This window comes from Streptomyces sp. NPDC008163 (genome assembly GCF_042956885.1).
Lineage (GTDB): Bacteria > Actinomycetota > Actinomycetes > Streptomycetales > Streptomycetaceae > Streptomyces > Streptomyces drozdowiczii_A.
Window position 1 is genome coordinate 294,368 of the sequence record NZ_JBIBHG010000003.1, and the last position, 25,876, is coordinate 320,243.

Below are 25,876 nucleotides of genomic sequence, written 5' to 3' on the forward strand. Positions count from 1 at the left end.
GCTACGGCTTGGGTTTCGTGCCGGGCAGTTCCGCCGGAGGGGGCGGGCAGTAGGAAGCCTCGGGGTTGGTGGGAATACAGGTCGAAGCCTGATCCATGGCGATCCGGTTCCCCGGGCCCGAGATCGCAGCGGTGAACAGCGGATTCAGGTTCTCGCCGCCCGTGCCGCATCCGGTGAAGGGCGGGATGGTGACCTCACCGTCCAGCCGGCCGCCCACGCCCACGTTCGTATACTCCGCCCCGCCATTCAGTACCACTTTGAACGCCTTCTCCGTCCTGCAGTCGCTTCCCACATCCAGTGGTGTGCCGTTGATTCTGACGTCGTGGAGGCGGAGGGACTGCTTGAAGTAGGCCGTGGAAAATGCCGTATCGCCGACGTTTCCGAAGGAGATGGTCATCGGTCCGGCCTCGAAGGACACCTTCGCCGTCACCGGCTGGAAGCCGAAGGCGAGAAAGGTGGAGTCGGCATCCGGAAGTTTGATGGCCGCGAGGGAATCGAAGCGGATGTAGTACCCGCCCACCTCATCGAACCCTCGCATGGTGATGCGCGCCGCCGGCTTCACACTGATGAGGGCAGGATGGTCTGGAGGGGCTGGATCATTGATGATCATGGCTCCGTTCATCTTCTGAACGTTGGCCAGGCCCACCACGTTGGCACAGGCGAACTGCGGAGCCGGGTTCTCCACGACACGTGGCGTATCGCCCGGTGGAGGCTGCGGCGCCTCGCTCCCGTCCATCTCCCCCACCGGCGGATCCACAGGACAGTAGTCGGGGTCCTCCTCGTCCTCGGCGGCCGCCGGTTCCACCGCGATGTCCTTCTCCTCCGCCCGGCCGGAGCCACCCGCCGGAGGGGTGGACGTCTCAGGGGTGGCCGACGGCTCGGCGGCGCTGCCGCCGGTCACATGCGTGGTCGCGAGATGCCCGTTCTCGCCCTCCTTCAGCCGGCACGTCACCTTGGTCAGAGGCGGTGCGCTCTTCTCGGACTCCGCTGCGGCGGACCGCAGCTCGATCGTCAACTCCGCGACGGAGAAGTCGACATCGCCCGCGGATCCCAGCGTCACGTAGGGAACCTCACCGGAGTGGACGAGGGCCACGTCACCGTCGGCGGGAAGGGGGGTGCTCGGCGCGTACAGCTCCCACGGGGCCTCGGTCGACTCCCCGTTCTGGGCGATCTTCACCTTGAGCGCCGCCCGGCTCACGAACGCCTCGGTGCCTTCCGGCACGAGCCCCGCGAGATCCGCCCGCGAGAGGGTGACGGTGAGCGTCACGGGCCCGGGCTGTACCGGGCGGCCGGCCTCACCGGTCTCCGGAACGTCCACCGACACGGCGACCGTGGCGGCCACGGTCGCCGTGCCGCTGTCCTCGGCTCCGCAGGCGGCGGCGAAGCCGGCCGGCCCGGTGCTCTCGTCGGCGGCCGAACCTCCGCCGGACAACAGACCGGCGAGCAGGGCGAGGCCCGCGACGGAGGCGACCCTCACGGAACGCCCCGCACGGGTCACAGGTATCTGAGGGTGCATATCGGGCCAGTCCTCCACGGGGTGCGATCGGTAGTACAGCTGCGGTGGCGCGGTCGACCCACGCCTGTGCATTGCGCCCTACAGCGCCCTGATCACCGGCGCCTTGCCGGTAGACGCCATGGCCACACGCAACGATGCCCTGAGCGCGACGACGTCGCCGTTGTTGACGAGCCCCAGGCAGTTCGCGTGGGAGGCGAGCAGGCCACCGGACTTGTCACCGATGACGAGCTTGCCGGTGTCGTTCTCGTAGTGGCCGGGGAGCGTTCCCTTGAAGTCGGCGACGCAACCGAATCCGTCCCAGTGAGCCGAGACCCCGCTGATCCTGACGTCCACCCAGTTCGCATGGGAAGGGTTCTGCCCCACGAGGTCGATGGCCCACGGGGTGGTGCTCGTCGTCACGACCTCGCCGAAGCCGAACTGGCAGTTGCGGGTCGTGATGGCGTCGATCGTGCCTATCCTGCCTCCGGTCGCGACGGTCGCTTCGAGTTCTCCAGCAGTCACGTCCAACGAATCGCACGCAATGGTCGCAGCTGGAACGGTCCATGTCGGATAGACAGCATGGGCCGTATACGCCCCTGCGGGCGTCACGCTCCACGAGCCCGTCGTGGCGGCCGAGGCCGAGGACACCACCGACCCGAAGGCAGCGACGAAAGCGGCGGCCACTGTGGCGGATCGTCGTGCGGGGAAGTTCACGGACTCTCATCCTCTGGCTCGTGGCGCCGTCTCCGCGACGCCCCCAACGAGAAGGCCGGGCCGGCCGCGAAGAGGCTTCGCGGCCGGCCCGTACCCGTGTGCTGTTGCGCCTTACGGCGTCGTGATCTTCGGCGAGGTGCCGGTCGAGGTGATCTTGACGAGGTACGAGGCCTTGAAGGAGGCCACGTCGCCGTTGTTGATCAGGCCGAGGCAGTTGGCGTTGGACGCCTTCAGCTCCGTGCCCGAGCCGTCGATGACCAGCCGGCCGGTGCTGTTGTCGTAGTACCCGTAGGCCTTGCCCTTGAAGTCGGCCACGCAGCCGAAGCCGGTGATGTGGGCCGAGATGCCGGTGACGTTGCCCTTGACCCGGTTGGCGTTGGCGGGGTCCACCCCGGTGACGTTGATCGTCCACGGCGTCGCGGTCATGGAGACGGTGAAGGTGATGCCACCGACCGAGCAGCTGGTGAAGCCGATCGTGCCGATGGTCGCCATGTTGGCTCCCGTGGCACTGGTCGCGTTGACGTTGCCCGCGGTCACGTTGGAGGAGGCACACGACAGGGTCGCGGCGGGGACGGTCAGGGTGGGGCTGGTCGCGCTGGCGGTGTACGCGCCGTTCGGGGTCGCCGACCACGAGGCGGTGGCGCCGGCGGACGCCGTGGTGGCGGCCATACCGAGGGCGGCACTGGCGGCGGTGGCGATGATTGCGGCTCTACGTGCAAGGGTGTTCACGGAATCCGGTTCCCTTCGAGGGTGTGTGACCTACACCGGGGGGCCACTTCCGGCCGGGTGAGCGGCGCTCCCGGAGTGGGGGGTCACGAGACAGGAATGTGGCAGCCCGACCTGACGGACTGCTCGACCTCTTGCGTTCGGCGATGACGCTACGGGCGAGTAATGTCGCTCCGCAACACGCTGGAACAAAGAATCTCCACAATCATCGTTCCCTCTCAGAAATTGCTTGCGAGGCGAGTACGGCGGGCGGATTTTTTATCCAGAAGTGAGCAGTTCTCCCGGAGCCGGGGTGCCCACTCCTGCTCACCCGATGACGGAACGGCACCCCGCTCGGCCCAACGCCCCACGTCACGGCCCTGCCGTACGGTCTCCCCCGCCACCACCGGTCCACGCGCCGATCGCCCCGCCACGCCCTTGACTTCCCCCCGCCGGCCCAGTGGAATTCACCACGAATAGCGAGGGGAAAATTGCTCGGGGAGCCGGGAGCACGCGGTGGGGCCACCGCCGCATTACCGGAATCCGGTCCCCCGCATCAGCACCGCACGAGTGAGCCGCGAGTCGGTCGCGCGTGCGAAGGCCCACCGAAGCGGTGGCCGAAAACGGCCGATACATGGCCCATACATTTCGTCTTGTCCTGCCTGTGTTCAGAGCCACATACGTGGACTATCTTCGGCAGCCGAAGTTGGTACGCACCTGAGAACGGCTGGGAGCGCTCTCCCGTCCGTCACCCCCCACCGGGCGCCGAAGAGCAAGAAGGGGTCAAGGTATGCCGGGAGTTGCGCAACCCTCGGAGCTGGGAGAGCCGCTGGGACCGCTGCCGCAGGAGTTCGCCACGATCGTGCGGCCCGAACTGCCCAGCCTCATCAAGGAGATCGGCCTTGAGGTCACCCGCGCCTACCCCGAGTACGCGCGACTCCTCGACGGCCCGTACGGCCAGGGCATCCGGGTCGGCGTCGAGCAGAGCATCTCCGTGTTCGTGGACCAGGTGGCCGAGCCGGCCGCCCCCTCCGCGCTGCGCGACGAGATGTGCCGCAGGTTCGGCCGGTTCGAGGCGTACGAGGGCCGCAGCCTGGACCAGTTGCAGGGGGCGTACCGGCTGGGCGCCCGCGTGGCCCTCCGCCGGGCGAAGAAGATCGGCAGGCGCTACAACCTCTCCCCCACGATGATGCTGACGTTCGCGGACGCGTTGTTCTCGTACGTGGACGAGCTGGAAGCCCTCTCGCGCGAGGGGTACTTGGAGGTGCGGTCGGCCTCCGACGACCACACGGACACCTTGCGGCGCAGGCTGCTGCACCTGATCCTCGCCGGGCGGCCGGTGCCGCGCGTGGCCATCGCCGAGCTGTGCGAGCAGACCGGCTGGACGCTGCCGGACGAGGTGACGCTCGTCGCCGTGCGCCCGTCCCCCGATCTGGACCGGCTGGCGATGGACCGCGACGTACTGGTCGACTTCACCGACCCGCAGCCGCACTTACTCATCCCGGGCCCCTTCGACGACATGCGAAGACGGATGCTGGAGCACGCGCTCCCGGGCGTCCGCGCCGCCATCGGCCTGACCGTCCCGTCGTCGCTGGCCTCGGACTCCGTCCGCTGGGCCCGGCGGGTGCTGGAGCTCGTGGACGCGGGCGTCATAGACGACGCGCCGGCCATCCTGTGCGACGACCACCTCATCACCCTGTGGCTGCTCTCCGATCCGGTCCTCCTCGACCAGCTCGCGCGCCGCGAACTCGCCCCGATGGCCAACATCAGCGCCAACCGGCGCGAACGGCTCATCGAAACCCTCAGGATCTGGCTCGACACCCGGGGCACGGCGGCCCAGATGGGCGAGCTGCTCGACGTACACCCCCAGACCGTCCGCTACCGGATGCGCAATCTGGAATCAATCTTCGGCGATCAACTGGTCGATCCGGAGGCCCGGTTCTCCACGGAGACCGTGCTCCGCGCCATGCAGCTGCGGGCCCGCAGCAACGACACACCCATCTGAACAGCGCGCGACGCACCTTCGACCCGACGAGCACCTCACGCGAAGTCAACCTACTTGCTGGTAAGGGGAAATAGCCGGTCATTCCCAAACGGTTGCCACACGGAGACGTACTCAACGAGAAACCAGGAACTGCGTCTCGTTATATGGAGTGGAGTCGGTCCGCCCACCCGGCGGTCCGACGCCCGACCTCCTGGCCACCATCGAGAGGGAACCCCCCATGACCGCCTCACACCTGCTCGTCCCCGTCCCCATCCCGGACCGCATCGCCGCGCTCATCGGCGCCTGCACCCCCGCGTACATCCTCCAGGCCGAGTTCGACGCCGACTGCGCCGCACGCGAGGTCCGCAGGTTCCGCGGGCCCCGGCTGGGCGTCGAGGACCAGGCCGACCGCGAGCAGGCCCTGTCGGATCTGGCCCGCGCCAACAAGGTGCTCGCCGCCCACCACCCCCGGCTGGTGGTACGCCCCGGATCCGCCTGGTGAACCCGTAGGACGACCCGCTCCCCGCACCTTGCGAAGAGCCCGCCGCGCCCTTACCTTACTCAAAAGTAAGTTTACTCCAGAGTAAGGAACTGGCGTGGCCGACAACAGCAGCGGCAATGTCACCGGCGAACTGGCCGCCCTCGACTTCGCGGCCGTCTCCCCGGAGGAGTTCGCGCGGATCGTGAAGGGCCTGTCCGCCAAGCAGCTCGGCGAGGTCATGCACGGCGAGCTGCGCACCCGGGTGCTCGGCGAGGTCTTCGGCCGGATGAAGCAGCAGTTCCGCCCGGAGGCGGCGGGGGCGCTCACGGCGCTGATCCGCTGGAAGATCACCGGTGACACGGAGGTGGTCTACGAGACCTCCCTCGCGGACGGCACCTGCACCGTCAGCGAGGGCCGCTCGGACGCCGAACCCCGTACGACGCTGATCATGGCGGACGCGGAGTTCCTGAAGCTGGTGTCCGGCAACGGCAACCCCATCACCATGTTCATGATGCGCAAGCTGAAGGTGGCCGGTGACGTCGGTCTGGCCTCGGGCCTCACGCGCTACTTCGACATCCCGAAGGCGTGAGCCGGTGAGCTACTTCTCCCTCGCGCTCACCGAGGAGCAGCAGGACCTGCGCACCTGGGTGCACGGCTTCGCCGCCCAAGTGGTGCGCCCGGCGGCGGCCGAGTGGGACGCCCGCGAGGAGACGCCCTGGCCGGTCATCCAGGAGGCCGCGCGGATCGGCCTCTACGGGTTCGAGTCGCTGGCCGACATGTACGGCGACCCGTCCGGGCTCTCCCTCCAGATAGCCAACGAGGAGCTGTTCTGGGGCGACGCCGGCATCGGCATGGCCCTGTTCGGCACCTCGCTCGCCGTCGCCGGGATCTTCGCCTCCGGCACCCCGGACCAGCTCGCCGAGTGGGTGCCGCAGTGCTACGGCGACGAGGACGACCCGAAGGTCGCCGCGTTCTGCGTCTCCGAACCGCAGGCCGGTTCCGACGTCTCCGCGATGACCACGAAGGCCCGGTACGACGAGGCGAAGGACGAGTGGGTGATCTCCGGCCAGAAGGCGTGGATCACCAACGGGGGGATCGCCGAGGTCCATGTGGTCGTCGCCTCGGTCGATCCGGCGCTCGGCGCGCGCGGGCAGGCCGCGTTCATCGTGCCGCCGGGCACGGAGGGCCTGGCGGCGAGCCGGACCATCAAGAAGCTGGGGCTGCGCGCCTCGCACACGGCGGACGTCTTCCTGGACGACGTACGGGTGCCGGGGCACTGCCTGCTCGGCGGCAAGGAGAAGCTGGACGCCCGCCTCGCCCGCGCCCGCGAGGGCTCCACCGCCAAGGGGCAGGCCGCGATGGCCACCTTCGAGGTCAGCCGCCCCACGGTCGGCGCCCAGGCGCTGGGCATCGCGCGGGCCGCGTACGAATACGCGCTGGAGTACGCGGGCGACCGCGAGGCGTTCGGGCGGCCGATCATCGAGAACCAGTCGATCGCGTTCGCCCTGGCCGACCTGCGTACCGAGATCGAGGCGGTACGGCTGCTGATCTGGCAGGCCGCGTGGATGGCCCGCAACGACCGCACCTTCGACGCCGGACAGGGCTCGATGTCCAAGCTCCGCGCGGGCGAACTCGCGGTGGCCGCCACGGAGAAGGCCGTGCAGATCCTGGGCGGTGCCGGATACAGCCGGGAGCACCCGGTGGAGCGCATGTACCGCGACGCCAAGATCTACACGATCTTCGAGGGCACCAGCGAGATCCAGCGCCTGGTCATCGCGCGGGCGATCTCGGGGCGGCACATCCGCTGAAGGCCGGGGGCGGCGGGCCGGTGCGGGACCGGGCCAGCGAGGATGGGCGGGTCCGCACCACCGCCGCACCCGGGGGAAACGCCATGCCCGCCGTCCCGCGCCCGTCCGTCCTCTTCGTCACCGACCTCGCCTACGAGGCGCGCGGCCGGCGCTACTGCGACGAGGACATCGGGCTGACGGCGCGGCTGCGCGAGAGCTTCGACCTCGCGCTCTGCCACCCGCGCGACGCCGCCGCCCTGCTGGACGGCTTCGACGCCGTCGTCGTACGCAACAGCGGCCCGGTGCTGCATTACCAGGAGGCGTACGACGCATTCCGGACGCGGGCCCTGGAGCTGGGCACGCGGGTCTACAACCCGCTGACCGGGCGCGGGGACATGGCGGGCAAGCAGTACCTGGTGGACCTGAGCCGGGCCGGGTACCCGGTCATACCGACCGTGGACCGGGCGGCGGACCTCGGGCTGCTCCCGGCGGCCGGGGGCTACGTCGTCAAGCCGAAGCTGGGCGCGGACTCGGTGGGCCTGCGCTTCGTGACGACGCCGGAGCCCGATCAGGGCGCCGACGGCACCTTCCTCCTCCAGCCCCGGATCGACTTCCGCTACGAGGTGTCCTTCTATTACGTCGACCACGACTTCCAGTACGCGCTGTACGCCCCGGACCCGGAGCGGCGGTGGGTGCTCGAGCCGTACGGGGCGAGCGAGGCGGATCTGGCGTTCGCCCGGTCCTTCGTGCAGTGGAACACGCTGGACCACGGCATCCAGCGCGTGGACGCCTGCCGGACGGCGGACGGCGGCCTCCTCCTCGTAGAACTGGAAGACCTCAACCCGTATCTCTCGCTGGACCGGGTAGCCGCTCCCGTACGGGAGGCATTCGCCACCCGGATGACGGCCTCGCTGCGGGATCTGCTCGCCTGACACGTCCGGACGTGCCCCGCATGCGGGTGACACCGGGCGATGTGAGGGTGCAAAGGTGACCACTGCCAGCGAGACCGCCCCCGCCGCGCAGAGTGCCGCCGCGCCGCCCGTACTCGATCCGCGCCGTCGCAACATCGTCTTCGCCACGATCGTGCTGGGCATCCTGCTGGCCGCGCTGGACCAGACGATCGTGGGCACCGCGCTGCCGACGATCGTCTCGGACCTCGGGGGCGCCGCGCACATGTCCTGGGTGGTGACCGCCTATCTCCTCGCGGAGACCGTGGCGACGGTGCTGGTCGGCAAGTTCGGTGACCTGTTCGGGCGGAAGATCGTCTTCCAGCTGTCGGCGGTCATCTTCATCACCGGCTCGTTCCTCTGCGGGCTCGCGACGAACATGACGCTGCTGATCGTGTGGCGCGGCCTCCAGGGCATCGGCGCCGGCGGTCTGATGGTCACCTCCATGGCGCTGATCGCCGACGTCATCCCGCTGCGCGACCGGGGCAAGTACCAGGGCGCGATCGGCGCCGTCTTCGGGGTGTCGACGGTGATCGGACCGCTGCTCGGCGGACTGTTCACCGACCATCTGACGTGGCGCTGGGCGTTCTACGTCAATGTGCCGATCGCGATCGTGGTGGTCATCGCGGCCGCCCGTACGATCCCCTCCGTGAAGGCGGCCGGGCGGCCCGTCATCGACTACCTGGGCATCGCGATGGTCACGGTCGGGGCCAGCGCCCTGATCCTGGCCACGAGCTGGGGCGGCAACGAGTACGCCTGGGGGTCAGGCGTCATCATCGGCCTGTTCGTCCTCGGGCTCGTGGCGCTCGCGCTGTTCTGCCTGGTCGAGTTCCGGGCGAAGGAGCCGATGCTGCCGATGCGGCTCTTCGGCAACCCGGTCTTCACGGTCTGCTCGATCCTCAGCTTCATCGTCGGGTTCGCGATGCTCGGCGCGATGATCTTCCTGCCGACGTACCTCCAGTACGTGGACGGCGACTCGGCGACCCTGTCGGGCGTGCGGACGCTGCCGATGGTCGTCGGTCTGCTCGCCGCGTCCATCTTCAGCGGCAACGTGGTCAGCAAGACCGGGCGCTACCGGATCTTCCCCATCATCGGTTCGCTGGTCATGGCGGTGGGTCTGTTCCTGCTCTCCCGGATGGGCCCGGACAGCGGGGTCTGGCTGGAGTCGCTGTACATGCTGGTGCTCGGCCTCGGCATCGGGCTCTCCATGCAGGTCCTGACGATCGCCGTGCAGAACACCGTCGACTACGCGGACCTGGGCACCGCGACCTCGGGCGTCACGTTCTTCCGCACGCTCGGCAGTTCCTTCGGCACCGCCGTCTTCGGGACGATCTACGCGAACGCCCTCGGCCCGCACCTCAGGGACGGGGTCACCGAGGCCGCGCGGGCCGGTGGCGACCCTGCCGTACTGGCGAAGGCGTCGCAGAGCCCGGAGGGGCTGCACGCGCTGCCCGCCGCCCAGTCGGCGCCGCTGGCCCAGGCGTACGCGGACACCCTGCACACGGTGTTCCTGTGGACGGTGCCCGTGGCGCTGCTCGGGTTCGTCGTCGCGCTGTTCCTCAAGCAGGTGAAGCTGCGCGACACCGTGCGGGCGGGCTCTACGGACATGGGTGAGGGCTTCGCCTCGCCCAACACCCAGGACTCGGCGCAGCTCCTCGAATTCTCGGTGGCCAAGGTGCTGCGGCGGGTGGACCCGGAGACGGCGCGGCGGATCGTCATGGAGTCGGACACCCGGCTCGACATGGCGGGCGCCTGGGCGGTGATGCAGGTCGAGCTGTTCACGCGGATGGTCGGCCACGCGGGGCTGCGGCTGATCGCGGCCCGGCACCGGATTCCGCCGGAGGTCCTGGTGCCGGTCTTCGACCGCATGATCGAGGAGGGCTTCCTCACCGGGGACGGCCACTTGTTCACGCACACCGCGGCCGGCAGCCGCGAGGCGCGGACCATCACGGACGCCTGGGCCCGCTGGCTCAACGACCAGCTGGGCGAGGACGGCGGACGCCCGGACGACGCCCGGCTGCGCGCGGCGGTCGACGTGATCGCGAAGCGGCTGCTCGCGGAGGACCTGACGCAGGAGCTGGCTCCGGTCGCCCCGGCGGGCGCGCCGGTCTGAGCCCGCGCCGCGTCAGTCCGCGAAGACGGCGGTCTCGTACACCCAGGCGCCCTCGTGCCGGACGAAGCGGCTCTTCTCGTGCAGGGAGCCGGGCCGCCCGTCCACGGTGTAGTGGGCGCGGAAGGTGACGGTGCCGGTGGTGTGGAAGGCGCTGCCCTCCGTGGTCTCCAGGACCTCAAGGCCCTGCCAGCGCTGCCCCGGGTCCAGGTCGAGGACGTCGGGGCGGTGGTCCGGGTGCCAGGTGCGCAGCAGATACCCGGCGTCCCGGACGACGAAGGCGGCGTACCGCGACCGCATCAGCGCCTCGCAGGTGGCCGCCGGGGCCCCCGCGTGCAGCCGGCCGCAGCACTCGGCGTAGGCGGCGGGCAGCCCGCAGGGGCACGGCGAAGCCGCGCTGATCTCGGGGGCGGGGGCGGTGCGGGGGCTCGCGGCGGACGGGCGCCGGGAGCGGGAGGTGCGTCGGGACATGGGTCCATTGTGACGTGCGCGGATACGCGGCCCCGACGGGAGGCTCAGGTCAGCAGGAAGTCGGCCTGGCCGGCCTTGGCGCCCTGGATGAACGCGGCGATCTCGTGGTGGGTGTAGATGAGGGCGGGACCATCGGGGTCCGCGGACTGGCGCATGGCGATTCTCCCGTCGGCCAGTTTCATGGCCTCGACGCAGGTACCGCCGTTGCCACCGCTCCATGGCTTGTACCAGCCTTCGGAGCCGAGGTCAGCGGCGGGCATGCCGTTGTATATGGGTGTCATCACAGCTCCTTGCGGAAGTCCCGGAGGAGTTCCTTCGTGCGTTGTGCCGTCGCGGCCTGGGCCGCCATGCGGTCCATGACCTCGAGATAGGAGGCCACCTCCGGGCGCGCGTCGAAGTAGACGGCCCCGGTCAGATATTCGCTGTAGACCATGTCGGGCAGTTCGGGCACGGCGAACCGGAACAGCACGAACGGCCCGTACGTCCCCGGGTGGTGACCGGTGGAGAACTCCGCGATCTGCAACGTCACATTGGGCATCGACGTCGCTTCGAGGAGCTTGTCCACCTGGGCGCGCATGATGTCGGCGCTGCCCACCGGGCGGCGCAGCACGGTCTCGTCCATCACCACCCACAGGCGCGGGGCGTCCGGCTTGGTCAGCAGCGCCTGGCGCTCCATCCGCAGCGCCACATGGCGCTCGATGTCCTCGGCCCTGACCTGCCCCACGGCCCCGGTGCGCATCACGGTGCGCGCGTAGTCCTCGGTCTGGAGGAGTCCGGAGACGAAGTGGGGCTCGTAGATGCGCAGCAGGCTCGCCGCGCCCTCCAGGCTGACGTACATGCTGAACCAGTCGGGCAGGACGTCGTGGAAACGCTGCCACCAGCCGGGTCTGTTGGCCTCTTCCGCGAGCTCGACGAAGGCCGCCGTCTCGGCGTCCGGGATCCCGTACGCCCTGAGGAGCGCCTGCACGTAGAGGATCTTGAGGGCGACCTCGGCGGTCTCCATCCTGCGTACGGTCGCCGGGGCGACGTGCAGCACCTTGGCGGCCTGGTCCCGGCTCATGCCGGCACGCTCCCGCAGATCCTGCAGCCGCTTGCCGAGAACGACCTGGCCCACGGTCGGGGCGGACCGCGGTTCGCTCACTTCAGACCTCCCCCTGCGCTGTATTCGTGCAGTGTGCCATGCGGTCGCCAACATGGACACAGCCACTCTGGAATTTTCAGAGTGCCCCTTGCCAAGTGTTCGCGACAGGGGGAGAGTTGGGGTGCGAAACCAGTTGACCTGTCGCGCCCGCGGCCTTTTCGAAGATCGCGAAGCGTGACGCAGCCCCCACTGTGAGGATTCGGTCGTGGCACCTGGCAGTGCGCTCATCCCCCGGCTAGCGGAGACCGGCCCGGGGACCGAAGCGCTCCGGTACTGCTTCGCGCTGCCCGCGCATCCCGAATCGGTCGCCGCCGCCCGGCGCCTGACGAAGGCCCGGCTCGGCGACTGGCGCGCCGGCGGCGACACCGTCGACGCCGCGGTCCTGATCGTGTCCGAGCTGGTCACCAACGCGGTGGTGCACACCACCAGTGCACGGGTTTTGTGCGAACTGCGGTGCCTGGACGGCCGGCTGCGCGTCTCCGTGCAGGACCAGGGGCACCAGCCGGACGGACCCCGGCTCGGCAGAGGCGCCGACGACGAGCACGGACGCGGCCTGCTGCTCGTCGACTCGCTGGCCCGCTCCTGGGGCTCGCGCGACACCGGGGACGGCTCGGGCCGCATCGTCTGGGCAGAACTGCCGCACGGCTCGGAGCACTCATGCTGAAGAACGCCATGAACCACTTCCTCGGACACCGCCGCACCCGCGAGCCCGCCGGCTCCCCCGGCTCGGCCGGCCGGGTCCAGCTCCCGCTGCCCACGACCCTCTCGGCGAGCCTCGGCTGCGACGCGGTCGGGGTGCCCGCGCGCCACGGCTTCCGCCTGATGTCCCATCTGCCGCGCACCGGCTGCGTCTTCGCGGACGCCGAGCGCTGGTGGTGGATCGTGCCGGCCGGCTCCGACCTCGACCTGGACTGGCCCGAGCAGGTGGCGTACGCCCGGGGCGCGTGTGTGCCCGCGGTACGCCCCCGGCTCATCCACCAGCCCGACAGCCGCACGCCCTACACCCCGCCCATCCCGCTGTTCCTGATGGTCTGCCAGGTGACGGGGGTGACCCCGTCGTGGACCCAGGCGTACGGGCCCCGAGCCGTCTCCGCTCCTTGATCCGGGCCGCGTCCCCGGCCTCTCCCCGCCCCGGTCACCCTGCGTTGTCAGTGGTCGGTTCTACTGTGGAACCACTGATCGAAACCCGTGGAATGCGGGGGCAACGGGGTTGAAGGGGGCGGGCCGGTGCGTGCTGGGGAGCCTTTCGAGGGCGGTGCGTCGCAGTTCGAGGAGTTTGGGACGGACGAGGACATGTTCGTCTTCCCGGACAGCTGGCGGCGCCTGGTCCATCCCCGGCGCGGGGGCATCGCGAGGAAGCCGGCGCGGGTCGACAGGAAGCTGGTCGACGCGGTCGCGGAGCGCACGGCCGAGGAGCACGCCTGGATCCAGGAGTATCTGGACGCGCCGCGCAGCGACGCGGCCCTGGTGGCCGAGGTCCGGCGCCATCTGGACGGGAAGCACTCCCCCGCCGGGGCCGCCGCGGTGGCGACGATGGTCGGGATGTACGCCCCGCCCGGGAGCGCCTGGGCGGACAGCTGGGTGCGGCTCCACGGGCTGCCGTTCGCGGCCCGCGCAGCGGTGGAGCTGTTCACGATCGAGCCGCACTGGATGCAGAGCGGCCCCCGGCGCTACGACGCATGGCTGGAAAGGCTCTCCCGCGCTCGGAGCACCCACTCGACGGAGTACCGCAGACAGGCCGCCGACCGGGTCCGGTCCCTCCTCGCCGCCGCCGACGACGAGACGTACCGGGCCACCGTCGACGCGCTCTCGGGCTCACGGACCGACGCGCACCGGAGGATCATCGCGGCCTACCTGGCGCCCAGCGAGGCCGACTGGGTGGCCGCACTGTGCACGGACCCGGAGGCGACCGGCGAGCAGGACTCCGCGCTCGGCTCCCTGATCCTCTGCACGCTCGGTTCACCGGACCAGGCAGCCTCCTTCTCCCGCATCACCGGTTTCGACCGGAGCCCGAAATCGATCGCCACGGCCGCCGAGGGCATCGGCACCATGCTGGCCCCGCTGCTCGCCGCGCAGTTGCGGACGGGTTGCTTCTACGGGGAGGAGCGGCGGAAGCTCGCCCAGGCGCTGGCCGAGTTCCCCACGGACGACGCCTTCGGCGCGCTGCTCGTCCACGCGGACAACAAGCAGGTCCGCCCGGTCCTCCTGGACACGATGGACCGCTTCCCGGCCCGCGCGCTGCGGCTGCTCGCCTCGGACGCCCGTGACCGGGCGGACCTGCCGGCCGCCACGGCGTCCGGCCTGCTCCGCACGCACATCGCCCGGCACCGCCCCCTCGTGGAGCGGGTGCTGCCGACGCTGGACGACGGTCTCGCGGCCGTCGTGGAGCCCCTGCTGAATCCGGCGGGCGGCATCGCGGACGCGCCCGCCGACGCCCTTCCGGACGTGCTCACGGCGCCGCCGTGGACCCGGCGGCGGACCGCGGTGCGCCCCGTGACCGTCACCGGGCTGACGCCGGACGAGGGGAAGGCCGTCCTGTGGCAGACCGGTGAGCGGGAGGAGTGGGCGGCCACCGGCAGCTGGTACACCCGGCGCGAGGCGGTGGACGACTGGGAGCAGACGATCGACTCGCTGCGCTACGGGCTCGACGCGGCGGACCTGCGCCCCGCCTGGGTCTACGTCCACGGGCCCGAGGAGCGGGTCGCGCCCCTGCTCGACAGCTGGGACCCGACCGATGTCTGGGACGCCGCCGACACGCTGAAGCCGGTGGCCGCCCGCTTCGGTCTCGGCGCCCTGCCCCTGCTGCTCCGCGTCGCACCGCGCCGCCCCAGCTCGCTCGCCCCGCTGCTGCTGCCGTACGTCGACGCGCGGGTCGCCCGGCTCATGGCCGACTGGGCGGTGCGCCTCAAGTCCACTTCCGCCGTGGCCCGTTCCTGGTTCGGACGGCACGGTGTGCGGGCGGCGCCGCTGCTCGTGCCGGACGCGGTCGGGAAGGCCGGGGCCGCACGGCGCGCCGCCGAACAGGCGCTGCTGCTGATCGCCGGACTGCACGGCGACGCGGTGGTGCGCGAGGCCGCCGAGGGATACGGCGAGAGGGCGGCGGACGCGGTGGCCGGGCTGCTGGTCGCGGATCCGCTGGAGCGGGCGCTGCCCGCCGACCTGCCGGAGCTGCCGCAGTGGGCGGACCCGGTGCTGCTGCCGCAGATCGCGGTGGTGTCGGGCGGGGCGCTGCCGGCGGAGTCCGTCCGCCACCTGCTGACCATGCTCGCCCTGTCCCGGCCCGGCGAGCCGTACCCGGGGCTCGCCGAAGCGCTCCCGGTGGTGGACCCGGCCTCGGCCGCCGCTTTCGCCTGGGCGCTCTTCGAGCAGTGGCGCGCCGCCGTCCTGCCCGCCGAGGGGGCATGGGCGCTGCACGCCCTGGGGGTGCTGGGCGACGACGGGACGGTGCACCGGCTGGCCCCGGTGATCCGCGCCTGGCCCGGCGAGAACGCCCATCACCGGGCGGTGGAGGGGCTGGACGTCCTGGCGGCGATCGGCAGCGACGCGGCCCTGCTCCAGCTGCACACCCTCGCGCAGCGGGTGAGGTTCAAGGCCCTGAAGGTGCGGGCCGGGGAGAAGATCGCCGAGGTCGCGGCGGGCCTCGGCCTGACGGGCGAACAGCTCTCGGACCGGCTGGTCCCGGACCTCGGTCTGGACGCGGACGGCTCCACGGTCGTCGACTACGGCAGCCGGACCTTCACCGTGGGCTTCGACGAGCAACTGCGGCCCTTCGTCCGGGACGGCGACGGCCGGCTCCGCAAGGACCTGCCCAAGCCGGGAGCGCGGGACGACGCCGACCTGGCCCCGGCCGAGCGCAAGCGGTTCTCGGCCCTGAAGAAGGAGGTGCGGGCGGTCGCCTCCGACCAGGTGCGCCGGCTGGAGGCCGCCATGCTGGCGGACCGCTCCTGGACGGCACGGGAGTTCACCGAGCTGTTCGTCGGCCACCCGCTGGTGCGGCACCTGGTGCGCCGGCTGGTGTGGCTGAGCGAGGCGGGCGGGGTGACCACGGCGTTCCGGGTGGCGGACGACCGCGGCTTCGCCGGCGTCGGGGGCGAGGCGTTCGCCCTGCCCGAGGAGGCGACCGTGCGGCTGCCGCACCCGTTGCGGCTGGGCGAGGCGGTGGCCGGCTGGTCGGAGGTCTTCGCGGAGCACGCGATCGTGCAGCCGTTCCCCCAGCTCGGGCGCCGGGTGTGCGCGCTGACCGGACAGGAGGCGGCCGGTCACCGCCTCATGCGCTTCGAGGGGATCAAGGTGCCCACGGGCAAGGTCCTCGGCCTGGAACGGTACGGCTGGCGGCGCGGCAATCCCGAGGACAACGGCGTGGAGCGCTGGATCTCCAAGCGGCTGGGCGACGACCGCCACCTGGTGATCGCCCTCGACGAGGGCATCGCGGTCGGCGCGGTCGACGTCTACCCGGAGCAGACCCTGGAGACGGTCTGGCTCGACGCCGAACCGTGCGACTACTGGCCCGGCCGCCCCCACGAGCTGCGGTTCGACGGCCTGGACGCGGTGACCGTGTCCGAACTGCTGGCCGACCTGACCGCGCTCACCGAGGACGCCGTGTCATGACCGTACGGCTCCCAGATACGCCAGCCCCGGGTGCGCCTTCACATAGCCGTCCACCAGGCGGTGGGCGACGGAGACCGAGTCGACGAGGGGGTGCAGGGCGAAGGCCCGGACCGCGTCCGCGCGCGATCCGCTCGTGGCCGCGTCCAGCACCGCGCGCTCGACGGCCTTGACCGAGGTGACCAGCCCCACCGCGTGGTACGGCAGGGGGTCGACGGAGACGGGGCGGGCGCCGTTGGCGTCGACCAGGCAGGGGACCTCGATCACGGCGTCCGCGTCCAGGACCTGGAGAGTGGACCGGTTGCGGACATTGAGGATCAGGGTGGTCCGCTCGTCGCGGGCGATCGCGCGCATGAGGGCGAGGGCGACCTGTTCGTAGCCGCCCGACTCCAGGTCGCTCTCCTCGCGCTCGCCGGCCCCGGCGACGTCCCGGTTCTCCGACATGTAGGTGGCCTCGCGCTCCGCGCGGGTGCGGTCCCACGTCGCCAGGGCGGGGGTGGCCGGGTCCTTCATCCGGCCGTAGAAGCCCTCCTGCTGCTCGCGGAGGAAGGCGCCCCGGGTCTGGGCGGCGTCCTGGTAGGCGCGGACGGCCTCGCGGTTGAAGTAGTAGTAGTGCAGGTATTCGTTGGGGATCGCGCCCAGCGAGCGCAGCCAGTCGGCCCCGAACAGCCGGCCCTCCTCGAAGGAGCCGAGCAGAGCGGGATCGGCCAGCAGGCGCGGGAGTTCGTCGCGGCCGCCGACGTACAGCCCGCGCACCCAGCCGAGGTGGTTGAGGCCGACGTAGTCGACGCGGGCCAGGTCCGGGTCGGCGCCGAGGACGCGGGCGATGCGGCGGCCGAGGCCCACCGGCGAGTCGCAGATGCCGATGACGCGGTCGCCGAGGTGTTGGGACATCGCCTCGGTGACGAGCCCGGCCGGGTTGGTGAAGTTGATGACCCAGGCGTCCGGGGCGAGCCGGGCGATGCGCCGCGCCAGGTCGACGGCGACCGGGACGGTGCGCAGCCCGTAGGCGATGCCGCCGGCGCCGACCGTCTCCTGGCCGAGGACCCCCTCGTCGAGCGCGACGCGTTCGTCGGCGGCCCGGCCCGCGAGCCCGCCGACCCGGATCGCCGAGAAGACGAAGTCGGCGCCGCGCAGCGCCTCGTCCAGGTCGGTCGTGGCGCGGACGGCGGGCGCGTCCGGGACGGACCCGGCCTGCTCGGCGAGGACCCGGGCCACGGCGGTGAGCCGGTCGGTGTCCGTGTCGTAGAGGGTGACGGCCGTGACCCGGCCCTCGGCGTGGTCGGCGAGCAGCGCCCCGTACACCAGTGGAACCCGGAATCCGCCGCCGCCCAGAATTGTCAGCTTCACGCTTCCGCATGCTACGTGGGGTGGCCCGGTGGGCGGGGGCGGGGCCCCCCCCCGGCACCCCGGCCCCCCCCGGCCCCAGCCCGGTGAGCGACCCGGCCCCCACCGGGGGCCCGAGGCCCCCCGCCGGGGGGGGGCCGCCGGGGGGCGGCGGGGGGGGGGGGGGGCCCCGCGGGCGCCGGGGGGGGGGGGGGGGGGGGGGGGGCGCCCCCCCCCCCCCCCCCCGGCCCCACCCCGGGACCGCTCCGGTGTCAGTCGCCGTTCCACCAGCGGGTCACGACGCGCCAGAGCCGGGCGGGCCCGCCCGGCTTGCGCTGGCGCGGGACGCGGCCGACGGCCGTGTCGCCGCCCGGCGCGCCGGACAGCGCGTCCGCCGACCCGTCGGCCGTCGCGGTCGCCCCGGCCGGGGCGCCGGACGACGGCGCGTGGACCCCGTCCAGGGGCGCGCGGACCGGGGTCGGGGCGGTGTGCCGTACGGCGGACTGGACCTCCCAGTCCTGGCGGGCCGCGCTGGGCCGACCCATGGAGGGCGGCTCACGGTCGTCCTGCGGGGAGCGGGGGGCGAATTCGGCGGGGAGTTCCACCAGGTGACGGCTCATGAAGTTGCCGACCCACTGGAGTTCCTTCTCGTCCACCGCGAGTTCGAGGTCGGGCAGCCGCATCAGGAGGGCGTCCACACCGACGTCCGCGATGGCGCGGCCGATGTCCTGTCCGGGGCACTCGTGGGGGCCGCCGCTGAACGCGAGGTGCGAGCGGTTGCCCTCCATGTTGGCGGTCAGGTCGGGGCGGACCACGGGGTCGGTGTTGGCCGGGGCGATGCCGACGATGAGAGCGTCGCCCGCCTTGATGTGCTTCCCGCCCAGCTCGGTGTCGCCGACGGCCCAGCGCCCGAAGACGGCGGTAAACGGCGGTTCGTCCCACAGGGTCTGCTCGACCGCCTCGGGGACGGTCATGTGGCCGCCGCTGAGCCGGGCCCGGAAGCGCGGGTCGGTGAGGACCATGCGCAGGACGTTGGCGATGAGGTTGGCGGTGGCCTCGTAGGACGCGATCAGGATGAGCCGCAGGTGCTCGGCGACCTCCTGGTCGTTCATGCTCGCGGGGTGCTCGACCAGCCAGGTCGCGAAGTCGTCGGCCGGTTCGCGGCGGCGGCGCTCGACGAGGCGGGTGAGCGCTCCCACCACATAGGCGTTGCTCTGGACGGCGGTCGCCGTGCCCTTGATCATGTCGCGGGCCGCCTCGACCATCCGGTCGTTGTACTCCTCCGGCATGCCGAGGATGGCGCACATGACCATCATGGGCAGCCGTTCGGCGAACTCGGCGACGAGGTCGGTGCGGCCCTCCCGGCAGAAGCCGTTGACGAGCCGGTTGCTGTACCGGTTGACGTGGCGCCGCACGCCGCGCGTGTCGATGCGGGCCATGGAGTCGGTGACGGCGCCGCGCTGGCGTTCGTGGGTGGCACCGTCGGCGAAGACGCAGATCGGCTGCCAGGTGAAGATCGGGGCCAGCGGGTGGTCGGGGGCGACGCTGCCGTCCTGGAGGGCCCGCCAGCGGCGCGAGTCGCGGGAGAACTGGGAGGGCGTACGCGTCATGTGCAGGTTCTCGCTGTGGCCGAGGACCAGCCAGGCGGGCACGTCGCCGTGCAGCAGGACGGGGGCCACCGTGCCGTGTTCGGCGCGCAGTTTCTCGTACAGGCCGTGCGGGTCCTGCTCGGCCTCGGGGCCGTAGAGCCGGCGCAGGCCGCCGGGCCCGACACTCAGTCCGTGGGCCGGGCACTCGGGGGGCGGGACCGGGCCGTGCTCGTAGGGGAAGGGGCTTGTCACGATCGCTCCAGGGGTCGGGCCGCGGGGGCCTGACGGTCGGGGGCGCGGTGGGGACGCGCGGAACGGATTCGGGAAGGGTGCTCGGGAGGGGCCGGCCGCGGAACGGGTCAGCCGAGCGGGCGGGCGATGCCGTGCAGGTAGCGCATCAGGGTCATCAGCACATCGCGGCTGGAGCCGCGCAGCCGGGCGTCGCAGTCGACTATCGGGACCTCGTCGGGGAGGTCCAGTGCGGCGCGCAGCGCATCGACGGGGTGCTTCGGGGCCTCGGGGAAGGTGTTGATGGCGACGACGAACGGCACTCCGCGCTCCTCCAGGCGCCCGATGACGTCGAAGCTGGTTTCGAGCCGACGGGTGTCGACGAGGACGACGGCGCCGAGCGCGCCCTCGAACAGGCCGTTCCAGAGGAACCAGAACCGTTCCTGGCCGGGGGTGCCGAAGAGGTAGAGGATCAGCTCCTCGCTGATGCTGATCCGGCCGAAGTCCATGGCGACGGTGGTGGCGGTCTTGCTCTCCACGCCGAAGTTGTCGTCCACGCCGACGCCGGCCTGCGTCATCGTCTCTTCGGTGGTCAGGGGCCGGATCTCGCTGACCGAACCGACCATGGTCGTCTTGCCGACCCCGAACCCTCCGACGATCACGACCTTCACCGCGGCGGTGGCCGTGGTGGGCAGGACGTCCTCGCTGCGGGGGCCCGTGATCGTGTCAGAGTTTCTGAAGTCCATGCATCACCGCTTCGAGGAGGGAACGGTCCGGAAGGGTCGCGCGGACGATCGGCGCGCGCGATTCGATCAGACCGGTGGCGAGGAGTTCGGTGAGGAGCGAGGTCACCACGCTGAACGGCAGGCTGAGGTAGGCGGAGAGTTCCGCGACGGATAACGGGGCCTGGCAGAGCCGGAGGATCACGGCCTGCTCGGGCTGGACCGTCGGTGACGGCTCGGACTTCGAGACAATCATCGTGACCAGGTCGAGCGCTGCCCGCTCGCTGCCGTCGGGATCGCCGGTGATGACGTAGAGCCTCTCCGGATCGCTCAGCGCCGGGTCGGTCTTGCGGCGTTCTCGTCGGGGAGAGTTCATCCGGCCTGCCCGTCGTGGCGGGGCGGGCTCGTGAGGTGGCCGCCGATGCGTACGACCATGTCGCGCATCCGCGCGCCGACGTGCCCGGCGTCCACCGTCTCGCCGGCGAGCACCGCGAGGTAGGCGCCGGCGCCGGCGGCCATCAGATAGAAGAATCCTCCGGTGACCTCGATGACGACGAGCCGCATCCGGCCGTCGCTGTAGGGGATCTCGGAGGCGACGGCCGCCGCCAGGCTCTGGAGGCCGGCGCAGGCCGCCGCGAGCCGGTCGGCGACGTCGGGGTCGCCGCCGTGCTGGGCGATGCGCAGTCCGTCGGCGGAGAGCACGACGATCTGGTGGACGTCCGGGACGTCGTCGGCGAGCTCCTTGAGCATCCAGTCCATGTTGCCCCGCTGCTGGATCACCGCTGATCTCCCTTGTCCCACGCGTCGTCAGAGTCTTCGTCCGCCCTGGGCTCCTGGGGCACACCGTTGGCGGCCTTGGTGAACGCCTCCAGCCAGATACCGGGGGGCGGTTCCTTGCTGTTGTCCTGGCCGTAGCCGTGGCCGTGGCCGTTGGTGCGGCCGGCGGTGGGGTCGGCGGCCTGTGCGGGAAGGTTGTGCGAGCCGAGCGGGGCGCGGCCCCGGCTGCGGCGCTGCGGGAGTCCGCCGGCGGTCCACTCGGTCACGACGGGCACGTCGTCCTGCATGGCGAGGGCCGGGGTGGCCGGGACGGCCGGGTGGGGCTCGGAGACCACCGGGCCGGTCGCGGGGCGCGCGGCGACGGGGCTCGGCTTGCGGCGCTTGCCGCGCGGCGGCACGACGTGCTTCATGTCGGCGAGGTCGATGTCGCTGGTGGGCCGCGAGGTGGCGCCGATGCCGTGGGCGATGCCGGGCGCCGGGCCGGTGGTGATCATGGCGCGGGGCACGATGAGCACGGCGCGCACGCCGCCGTACGCCGACTGGCGCAGCGAGACCTGGAGGTCGTACATCCGGGCGAGGCGGCCGACGACGGCCATGCCGAGGCGCGGGGATTCGCCGAGGTCGTTCATGCTGGACCCGGCCTGCGCCCTGGCGAGCATGTTCTCGGCGCGGGAGCGGGCCTCCTCGCTGAGGCTGACGCCGCCGTCCTCGATCTCGATGGCGATGCCGGTCTGCACCTCGACCGCGGTGACGTGCACCCGGGTCTGCGGGGGCGAGTAGCGGGTGGCGTTGTCGAGGAGTTCGGCGCAGGCGTGGATGAGCGGTTCGACCGCGGTGCCGATGATCGCGACCTTGGCGATCGAGTGCAGGTCGACGCGCGGGTACTCCAGGATGCGCGACATGGCGCCGCGCAACACGCTGAACAGCGGTACGGGCTTGGGCCACTGGCGGCTGGGGCGGGCGCCGCCGAGGACCGCGATGGAGTCGGCGAGGCGGCCGATCAGGGCGGTGCCGTGGTCGATGCGGAGCAGGTCGTCGAAGACGTCGGGGTTGCGCCCGTGGTGCTCCTCCATCTCCCGCAGCTCGCTGGCCTGCCGGTGGACGATCGCCTGGACGCGGCGGGCGACGTTGACGAAGGCGCGCTGCGCGGAGTCCCTGGTCGCCTCCTCGTTGTCGATGATGTCGAGCACCGTGTAGACGAGGGAGCGCTGGGAGTCGGGCAGGTGACGGTAGACCGGGTCCGAGTCCACCACGTCGCGCAGCACCTCGTCGGGCGAATTGCCCACGCGCAGACGGTGGATGGCGGACGGCAGCAGCTCCTTGCTGATGCGCACGGTCTCTTCGTCGTGGTCGGCGATGCGCCGTTCCAGGGCGGAGACGCGCTGTTGGTACTCGGCATTGCGGCGGCGGATCGTGCGGCCGCGCCGGGCGATCTCCACGGCGAGCGTGGCGACCACGACGGTGGCGAATGCTCCGCACCAGACGACTGGTATCCGCGCGGGCTCGGCAACCAGCGCCGCCGCGGCGGCGGTTGCGCCCGCCATCACGACGACGGGCAGCAACAGGGCGCGGGCGACGGGGGCTTCCCGGCCGGCCGGCGGTGATTCAACACGGGCCATCTGAACCTCTGGCGGTTGATTCGGGATGTATTCCGGAGATTCGGCGCTTGTATGAACGAAGGGAACAAGCGCGCGAATTCATCTCAACTCGGCTTCACTGCGCGTGAGCTTAGTCAGATCGAATCAGCGCTTTCGCACATTCCTCCAACCCCCTGCGCGAGCGCTCCCGCGGTAGTACGCTCACGAGTTTTTGCACGCACCGCCTTCATGCGTGCGCGGGGAGTGACGGGGCGGAGGAATAAGGAAGAATCGCCCCGCGAAGCCACGCAGGGGCACATATGAACGAAGGTGCCCGGACGGGTGATGCCGGGCGGAGACCGTCAGCGGCGGGCGCCGCCGATGCGGCCCTCCAGCTGCACCAGGAGCTCGCTGAGCTGTGCGCTGAGCCGGTCACGGGACTCGGCGTCGAGGCCGGAGAGCACGGCGCGTTCGTACGCGAGCTGCCGGGGCAGCAGTCCGTCCACCAGGTCGCGGCCCTCGTCGGTGAGGCGGACGTAGGCGACCCTGCGGTCGCGCTCGTCGCCGCGCCGGGTGATCAGGCCGCGCTCCTGGAGGACCCGCAGCCGCTTGGTGACGGCGGCGCCGGAGGAGAAGGTCTCCCGGGCGAGTTCGCCGGGGGTCAGTTCGCGGCCGGTACGGCGTACGGCTCCGAGGAGGTCAAACTCCGCACGGGTCAGCCCGGCCGCCCGCAGCGGAGCGTCCTCGGCCTGCTGGAGCAGCGCGGAGCAGCGGTTGATCCGGCCGATGAGCTCCATGGGCCCGGTGTCCAGTTCCGGGTTCACGGCCTGCCACTGCCGGACCACCGAGGCGACGATGTCGTCGGTCACACCGCTCCGTTCTCCTGGGCGGGGACGAACAGCCCCTGCCGTTTCGCTGTCGCCGCGAGCGTACGGTGTCCGGCCTGCTCGGCGGCGAGCACCGCCTCCCGGGGCAGGGCGGGCTGCCACCACTCACCGGCCGCGGTGTCGTCCGCCTCGCGCAGCTCCACCAGGGTGCCGGTGAGCCGGCGGCGGGCGGCGTCCAGGGCCGCGGGGGCGGGTTCGGGCGCGGCGAGGGCCTGCACGGCGTGCGCGCGGGCGCGTTCGGCGTCGGCCAGGGCGCGCTCGACGCGGCCGGTGGCGCGGCGGTTGGTGACCAGGACGGCGGCGAGGAAGCCGACGGCGGCACCTATCACGGTGTCGAGGACCCGGTCGCCGATCAGCTCGCCGGCCGGGTGGCTGCCCGCGTACTCCAGGACGAGGAGGGCCATCGGGGTCACGGCGACGGAGCCGAGCCAGTAGTTGCGGGTGATCAGCGCCTCGGCCGAGAAGGCGAAGAGGAGGCAGAAGCCGATGAGGGCGAGCGGCGCGGTCCGGGCGACCGGGAGGACGGCGGCGAAGACCAGGACGCCGATGAGGTTGCCGAGGGTGCGCTGGAGGGTGCGGTTCCAGGAGAGCGTGACGTTGGCCTGGTAGAGCGAGGCGGCGGTGACGAGCGCCCAGTACGGGCGGCCGACGCCCACGGCCGAGCAGACGTACCCGGCCAGGGCGCAGCCGACGAGCGTGCGGGCGGCGACCGGGAGGAGCGGGGAGCCGGGGGCGAGGCCGCGCAGCAGCGCACGGAACCCGCTGCCGCGGGCGGCGCGTTCGGCGTCGAGCCCGAAGAGTTCCGCGCCGGTGCCCGGAGCGGGCGGCGGGGTGGGCACGGGGCCCCGGGCGCGGGTGAGCCGGGCCCACTCGCGGAGCCGGTCCGCGTCGGCGGGGTCGGGGTCGCCCGCGAGGACCGAGGTCTCGGCGTGGACGACCAGGCGCTCCAGGGCCCTGCGGGGGCGGCCGGCGGCGAGGAGGGTCTGCCAGGCGGCGTGCACGGCGGTGACGGCGGCACGGCGGGTGGCGTGGCCGGGGTCGGCGGCATGCCCGGCGGCGGCGTTCAGGGCGCGGGCGGTGGCGCGGCGCTCGGGGCCGTCGCGGCGGACGAGCGCGGGCGCGACGACGGCGACGAGCCAGGCGACGGCGCCCGCGCCGAGGGTGAGGGCGAGGTGGCCGGGGACCTGGGCGAGGGTCTGCGGGACGAAGAGCGCGGCGGAGCTGACGAAGGTGAAGATCACCGGTCCCGGCGGGCCGATCCGTGTCGCGTCGCAGAGCAGCTTCTGCCCGGCGGCCAGGAGCGCGCCGACGGCGATGAGCACGGCGGACGATCCGGTGAGCGAGGCGACGACGAGGGCGGTGCCGAGCCCCGCGGTCATGCCGAGGACGACCCCGGCGACGGTGCCGGCGCGGCGGGCGTACGGGAGGTTGTGGCCGTACAGCGCGCAGAGCGAGCCGGCCATCGTGTACATCACCAGGTCGAGCCGGCCGAGGGCGAGCAGCACCAGGTTGGGTATCGCGGTCGCCACGACGACGCTGGTGGCGGGCTTGAACCACATGTCGGACGGGCGGTTCAGGCGCAGCGGACCGGTCAGCGGGAGCCGGCGGACGGCGGACCTGGGGGACCTGATGGTTGTATCGCTCACTCATTTACTTTAACAGGTATTACACAAGTAAAACACCTGGATCGAAACCGGCCCCGGGGCGCCGCCCTGCGGGTGCTGCGGCGCCCCCTGCTGGGGGACCTGGGCCTGCGGCTGCGCCGTGGCCGTGGCCGGGTTCACCGCTTCTTCCCGCGCACTGCTTGAATCTTCAACGCGCCGCGTACGATGTGCGGGATGAACAGGGTGAGCGAGGGGGCGGAGCGGCTGCGCGGCACCGGTGCGCCGGTCGTGCTCGCCTGGCTGTTCGTCCTGGTCGCGGTGGTCTCGTGCTGCGCGCCCCAGTCCGTACGCCCCCACTCCTCCCCCGAGTACGCACCCGCCACGGCCCTCGCGACGCTGACCGACCTCACGGTGGTCCGGGTCGTGGTGGCCGACACCCCACGCGACCGGGGCATGGGCGATTCCTGCCACGGCGCCTCGGAGCATTCGCCGCCCGTCGTGCTGCCCGCCCAGCCGGGTCCGGCGGCGGTCCCCTCGGCAGCCGTGGCGCTCCTCCCGCACCGCCCCCTGACCGGCGGCGGGTCCATCCGGGGTCCCTCCAACGACGCGGTCGGCGAGGTCGACCCCCTGCGCCTTCAGGTTCAGCGGACCTAGGACGGCCGGGAACGCCCCGCGCCCGTTACCGGGTGCGGCGGCTCCCCCTGCCGTACGCAGTCCGTCTCACGA

24 protein-coding genes are annotated in these 25,876 nt (G+C 71.9%); 10 read left to right on the top strand and 14 right to left on the bottom strand.

All coding sequences use genetic code 11. The annotated features are described in order from the left end of the window. Position 1: 1 nt before the first annotated feature. The 3 genes from ACFZAT_RS09325 to ACFZAT_RS09335 form a co-directional block, all read right to left on the bottom strand. A complete protein-coding gene (locus ACFZAT_RS09325) occupies positions 2–1,342 on the bottom strand; it encodes a DUF6801 domain-containing protein (RefSeq protein ID WP_391262325.1) in 1,341 nt (446 codons plus the stop codon). Between the two features lie 252 nt (positions 1,343–1,594). After that, positions 1,595–2,017 carry a hypothetical protein gene (locus tag ACFZAT_RS09330; protein ID WP_391262327.1) on the bottom strand — a complete coding sequence of 141 codons (423 nt, stop codon included), beginning with the start codon at positions 2,015–2,017 and terminating at the stop codon, positions 1,595–1,597. Positions 2,018–2,320: 303 nt separating this feature from the next. Then, on the bottom strand, positions 2,321–2,938 hold the full coding sequence (locus tag ACFZAT_RS09335; protein ID WP_391262329.1) for a hypothetical protein: 618 nt from the start codon (positions 2,936–2,938) through the stop codon (positions 2,321–2,323). A 766-nt stretch (positions 2,939–3,704) separates the two neighbouring features. Here ACFZAT_RS09335 and ACFZAT_RS09340 point away from each other — a divergent pair. The 6 genes from ACFZAT_RS09340 (at position 3,705) to ACFZAT_RS09365 (ending at position 10,226) form a co-directional block, all read left to right on the top strand. Continuing rightward, entirely contained in the window at positions 3,705–4,919 is a 1,215-nt protein-coding gene (locus tag ACFZAT_RS09340) for a helix-turn-helix domain-containing protein (protein WP_391262331.1), read from the top strand. Between the two features lie 217 nt (positions 4,920–5,136). Further along, a complete protein-coding gene (locus ACFZAT_RS09345) occupies positions 5,137–5,400 on the top strand; it encodes a hypothetical protein (protein ID WP_391262333.1) in 264 nt (87 codons plus the stop codon). Between the two features lie 94 nt (positions 5,401–5,494). Next, a complete protein-coding gene (locus tag ACFZAT_RS09350; protein WP_391262335.1) occupies positions 5,495–5,968 on the top strand; it encodes an SCP2 sterol-binding domain-containing protein in 474 nt (157 codons plus the stop codon). Positions 5,969–5,972: 4 nt separating this feature from the next. Continuing rightward, on the top strand, positions 5,973–7,187 hold the full coding sequence (locus ACFZAT_RS09355; RefSeq protein WP_391262337.1) for an acyl-CoA dehydrogenase family protein: 1,215 nt from the start codon (positions 5,973–5,975) through the stop codon (positions 7,185–7,187). Positions 7,188–7,270: 83 nt separating this feature from the next. Beyond that, positions 7,271–8,098: a hypothetical protein gene (locus ACFZAT_RS09360; protein WP_391262338.1), complete on the top strand. Its 828-nt coding sequence runs from the start codon at positions 7,271–7,273 to the stop codon at positions 8,096–8,098. 55 nt (positions 8,099–8,153) lie between these two features. Beyond that, positions 8,154–10,226 carry a DHA2 family efflux MFS transporter permease subunit gene (locus ACFZAT_RS09365; protein WP_391262340.1) on the top strand — a complete coding sequence of 691 codons (2,073 nt, stop codon included), beginning with the start codon at positions 8,154–8,156 and terminating at the stop codon, positions 10,224–10,226. 12 nt (positions 10,227–10,238) lie between these two features. On the opposite strand, the gene ACFZAT_RS09370 is transcribed toward ACFZAT_RS09365, so the two are convergent. From ACFZAT_RS09370 to ACFZAT_RS09380, 3 genes are read right to left on the bottom strand one after another with little or no spacing between them, the layout of a single operon-like run. After that, a complete protein-coding gene (locus tag ACFZAT_RS09370; protein ID WP_391262342.1) occupies positions 10,239–10,694 on the bottom strand; it encodes a YchJ family metal-binding protein in 456 nt (151 codons plus the stop codon). Between the two features lie 44 nt (positions 10,695–10,738). Next, positions 10,739–10,975 (bottom strand): DUF397 domain-containing protein, encoded by a 237-nt coding sequence (locus tag ACFZAT_RS09375; RefSeq protein ID WP_111339243.1) that lies wholly within the window; start codon positions 10,973–10,975, stop codon positions 10,739–10,741. Next, the gene (locus tag ACFZAT_RS09380; protein ID WP_391262344.1) at positions 10,975–11,835 is read right to left on the bottom strand and encodes a Scr1 family TA system antitoxin-like transcriptional regulator; all 861 of its coding nucleotides are present in this window, start codon (positions 11,833–11,835) and stop codon (positions 10,975–10,977) included. Before ACFZAT_RS09380 ends, ACFZAT_RS09375 begins: the two co-directional genes overlap by 1 nt. 205 nt (positions 11,836–12,040) lie before the next feature. On the opposite strand from ACFZAT_RS09380, the gene ACFZAT_RS09385 reads away from it, so the two are divergent. From ACFZAT_RS09385 to ACFZAT_RS09395, 3 genes are all read left to right on the top strand, one after another. Continuing rightward, positions 12,041–12,499, top strand: a complete 459-nt coding sequence (locus ACFZAT_RS09385) for an ATP-binding protein (RefSeq protein ID WP_391262346.1) — start codon at positions 12,041–12,043, stop codon at positions 12,497–12,499. Further along, complete coding sequence (locus ACFZAT_RS09390; protein WP_391262348.1) at positions 12,493–12,936, top strand: hypothetical protein; 444 nt, start codon at positions 12,493–12,495, stop codon at positions 12,934–12,936. The genes ACFZAT_RS09385 and ACFZAT_RS09390 overlap by 7 nt, the downstream gene beginning before the upstream one ends. 126 nt (positions 12,937–13,062) lie before the next feature. Beyond that, positions 13,063–16,443, top strand: a complete 3,381-nt coding sequence (locus ACFZAT_RS09395; protein WP_391262350.1) for a DUF4132 domain-containing protein — start codon at positions 13,063–13,065, stop codon at positions 16,441–16,443. Here the strand turns inward: ACFZAT_RS09395 and ACFZAT_RS09400 are convergent. The 8 genes from ACFZAT_RS09400 to ACFZAT_RS09435 form a co-directional block, all read right to left on the bottom strand. Continuing rightward, positions 16,438–17,790: a 6-phospho-beta-glucosidase gene (locus ACFZAT_RS09400; protein ID WP_391262352.1), complete on the bottom strand. Its 1,353-nt coding sequence runs from the start codon at positions 17,788–17,790 to the stop codon at positions 16,438–16,440. The genes ACFZAT_RS09395 and ACFZAT_RS09400 overlap by 6 nt on opposite strands. A gap of 248 nt (positions 17,791–18,038) precedes the next feature. Beyond that, positions 18,039–19,607, bottom strand: coding sequence for a cytochrome P450 (locus tag ACFZAT_RS09405; protein WP_391262354.1), 1,569 nt, complete (start codon positions 19,605–19,607; stop codon positions 18,039–18,041). A 107-nt stretch (positions 19,608–19,714) separates the two neighbouring features. Next, positions 19,715–20,329: an ATP/GTP-binding protein gene (locus ACFZAT_RS09410; RefSeq protein WP_391262356.1), complete on the bottom strand. Its 615-nt coding sequence runs from the start codon at positions 20,327–20,329 to the stop codon at positions 19,715–19,717. After that, the gene (locus ACFZAT_RS09415) at positions 20,310–20,681 is read right to left on the bottom strand and encodes a DUF742 domain-containing protein (protein WP_073965758.1); all 372 of its coding nucleotides are present in this window, start codon (positions 20,679–20,681) and stop codon (positions 20,310–20,312) included. The genes ACFZAT_RS09410 and ACFZAT_RS09415 overlap by 20 nt, the downstream gene beginning before the upstream one ends. Continuing rightward, the gene (locus ACFZAT_RS09420; protein ID WP_073965759.1) at positions 20,678–21,085 is read right to left on the bottom strand and encodes a roadblock/LC7 domain-containing protein; all 408 of its coding nucleotides are present in this window, start codon (positions 21,083–21,085) and stop codon (positions 20,678–20,680) included. Before ACFZAT_RS09420 ends, ACFZAT_RS09415 begins: the two co-directional genes overlap by 4 nt. Next, positions 21,082–22,701: an ATP-binding protein gene (locus ACFZAT_RS09425; protein ID WP_391262359.1), complete on the bottom strand. Its 1,620-nt coding sequence runs from the start codon at positions 22,699–22,701 to the stop codon at positions 21,082–21,084. The genes ACFZAT_RS09420 and ACFZAT_RS09425 overlap by 4 nt, the downstream gene beginning before the upstream one ends. Positions 22,702–23,021: 320 nt before the next feature. Continuing rightward, entirely contained in the window at positions 23,022–23,528 is a 507-nt protein-coding gene (locus ACFZAT_RS09430) for a MarR family transcriptional regulator (RefSeq protein WP_391262361.1), read from the bottom strand. Further along, a complete protein-coding gene (locus ACFZAT_RS09435; RefSeq protein WP_391262363.1) occupies positions 23,525–25,192 on the bottom strand; it encodes an FUSC family protein in 1,668 nt (555 codons plus the stop codon). Before ACFZAT_RS09435 ends, ACFZAT_RS09430 begins: the two co-directional genes overlap by 4 nt. Before the next feature lie 192 nt (positions 25,193–25,384). Here ACFZAT_RS09435 and ACFZAT_RS09440 point away from each other — a divergent pair, with 192 nt between their 5' ends. Continuing rightward, positions 25,385–25,804: a hypothetical protein gene (locus ACFZAT_RS09440; protein ID WP_391262364.1), complete on the top strand. Its 420-nt coding sequence runs from the start codon at positions 25,385–25,387 to the stop codon at positions 25,802–25,804. Positions 25,805–25,876: the final 72 nt, after the last annotated feature.

What these genes read in the sequence shown, in the direction of transcription:
- ACFZAT_RS09345 (WP_391262333.1), top strand. Translation starts at nt 5,137, where the DNA reads ATGACCGCCTCACACCTGCTCGTCCCCGTCCCCATCCCGGACCGCATC.
- ACFZAT_RS09410 (WP_391262356.1), bottom strand. Translation starts at nt 20,329, where the DNA reads ATGGACTTCAGAAACTCTGACACGATCACGGGCCCCCGCAGCGAGGAC.
- ACFZAT_RS09340 (WP_391262331.1), top strand. Translation starts at nt 3,705, where the DNA reads ATGCCGGGAGTTGCGCAACCCTCGGAGCTGGGAGAGCCGCTGGGACCG.
- ACFZAT_RS09360 (WP_391262338.1), top strand. Translation starts at nt 7,271, where the DNA reads ATGCCCGCCGTCCCGCGCCCGTCCGTCCTCTTCGTCACCGACCTCGCC.
- ACFZAT_RS09390 (WP_391262348.1), top strand. Translation starts at nt 12,493, where the DNA reads ATGCTGAAGAACGCCATGAACCACTTCCTCGGACACCGCCGCACCCGC.
- ACFZAT_RS09440 (WP_391262364.1), top strand. Translation starts at nt 25,385, where the DNA reads ATGAACAGGGTGAGCGAGGGGGCGGAGCGGCTGCGCGGCACCGGTGCG.
- ACFZAT_RS09425 (WP_391262359.1), bottom strand. Translation starts at nt 22,701, where the DNA reads ATGGCCCGTGTTGAATCACCGCCGGCCGGCCGGGAAGCCCCCGTCGCC.
- ACFZAT_RS09415 (WP_073965758.1), bottom strand. Translation starts at nt 20,681, where the DNA reads ATGAACTCTCCCCGACGAGAACGCCGCAAGACCGACCCGGCGCTGAGC.
- ACFZAT_RS09370 (WP_391262342.1), bottom strand. Translation starts at nt 10,694, where the DNA reads ATGTCCCGACGCACCTCCCGCTCCCGGCGCCCGTCCGCCGCGAGCCCC.
- ACFZAT_RS09375 (WP_111339243.1), bottom strand. Translation starts at nt 10,975, where the DNA reads ATGACACCCATATACAACGGCATGCCCGCCGCTGACCTCGGCTCCGAA.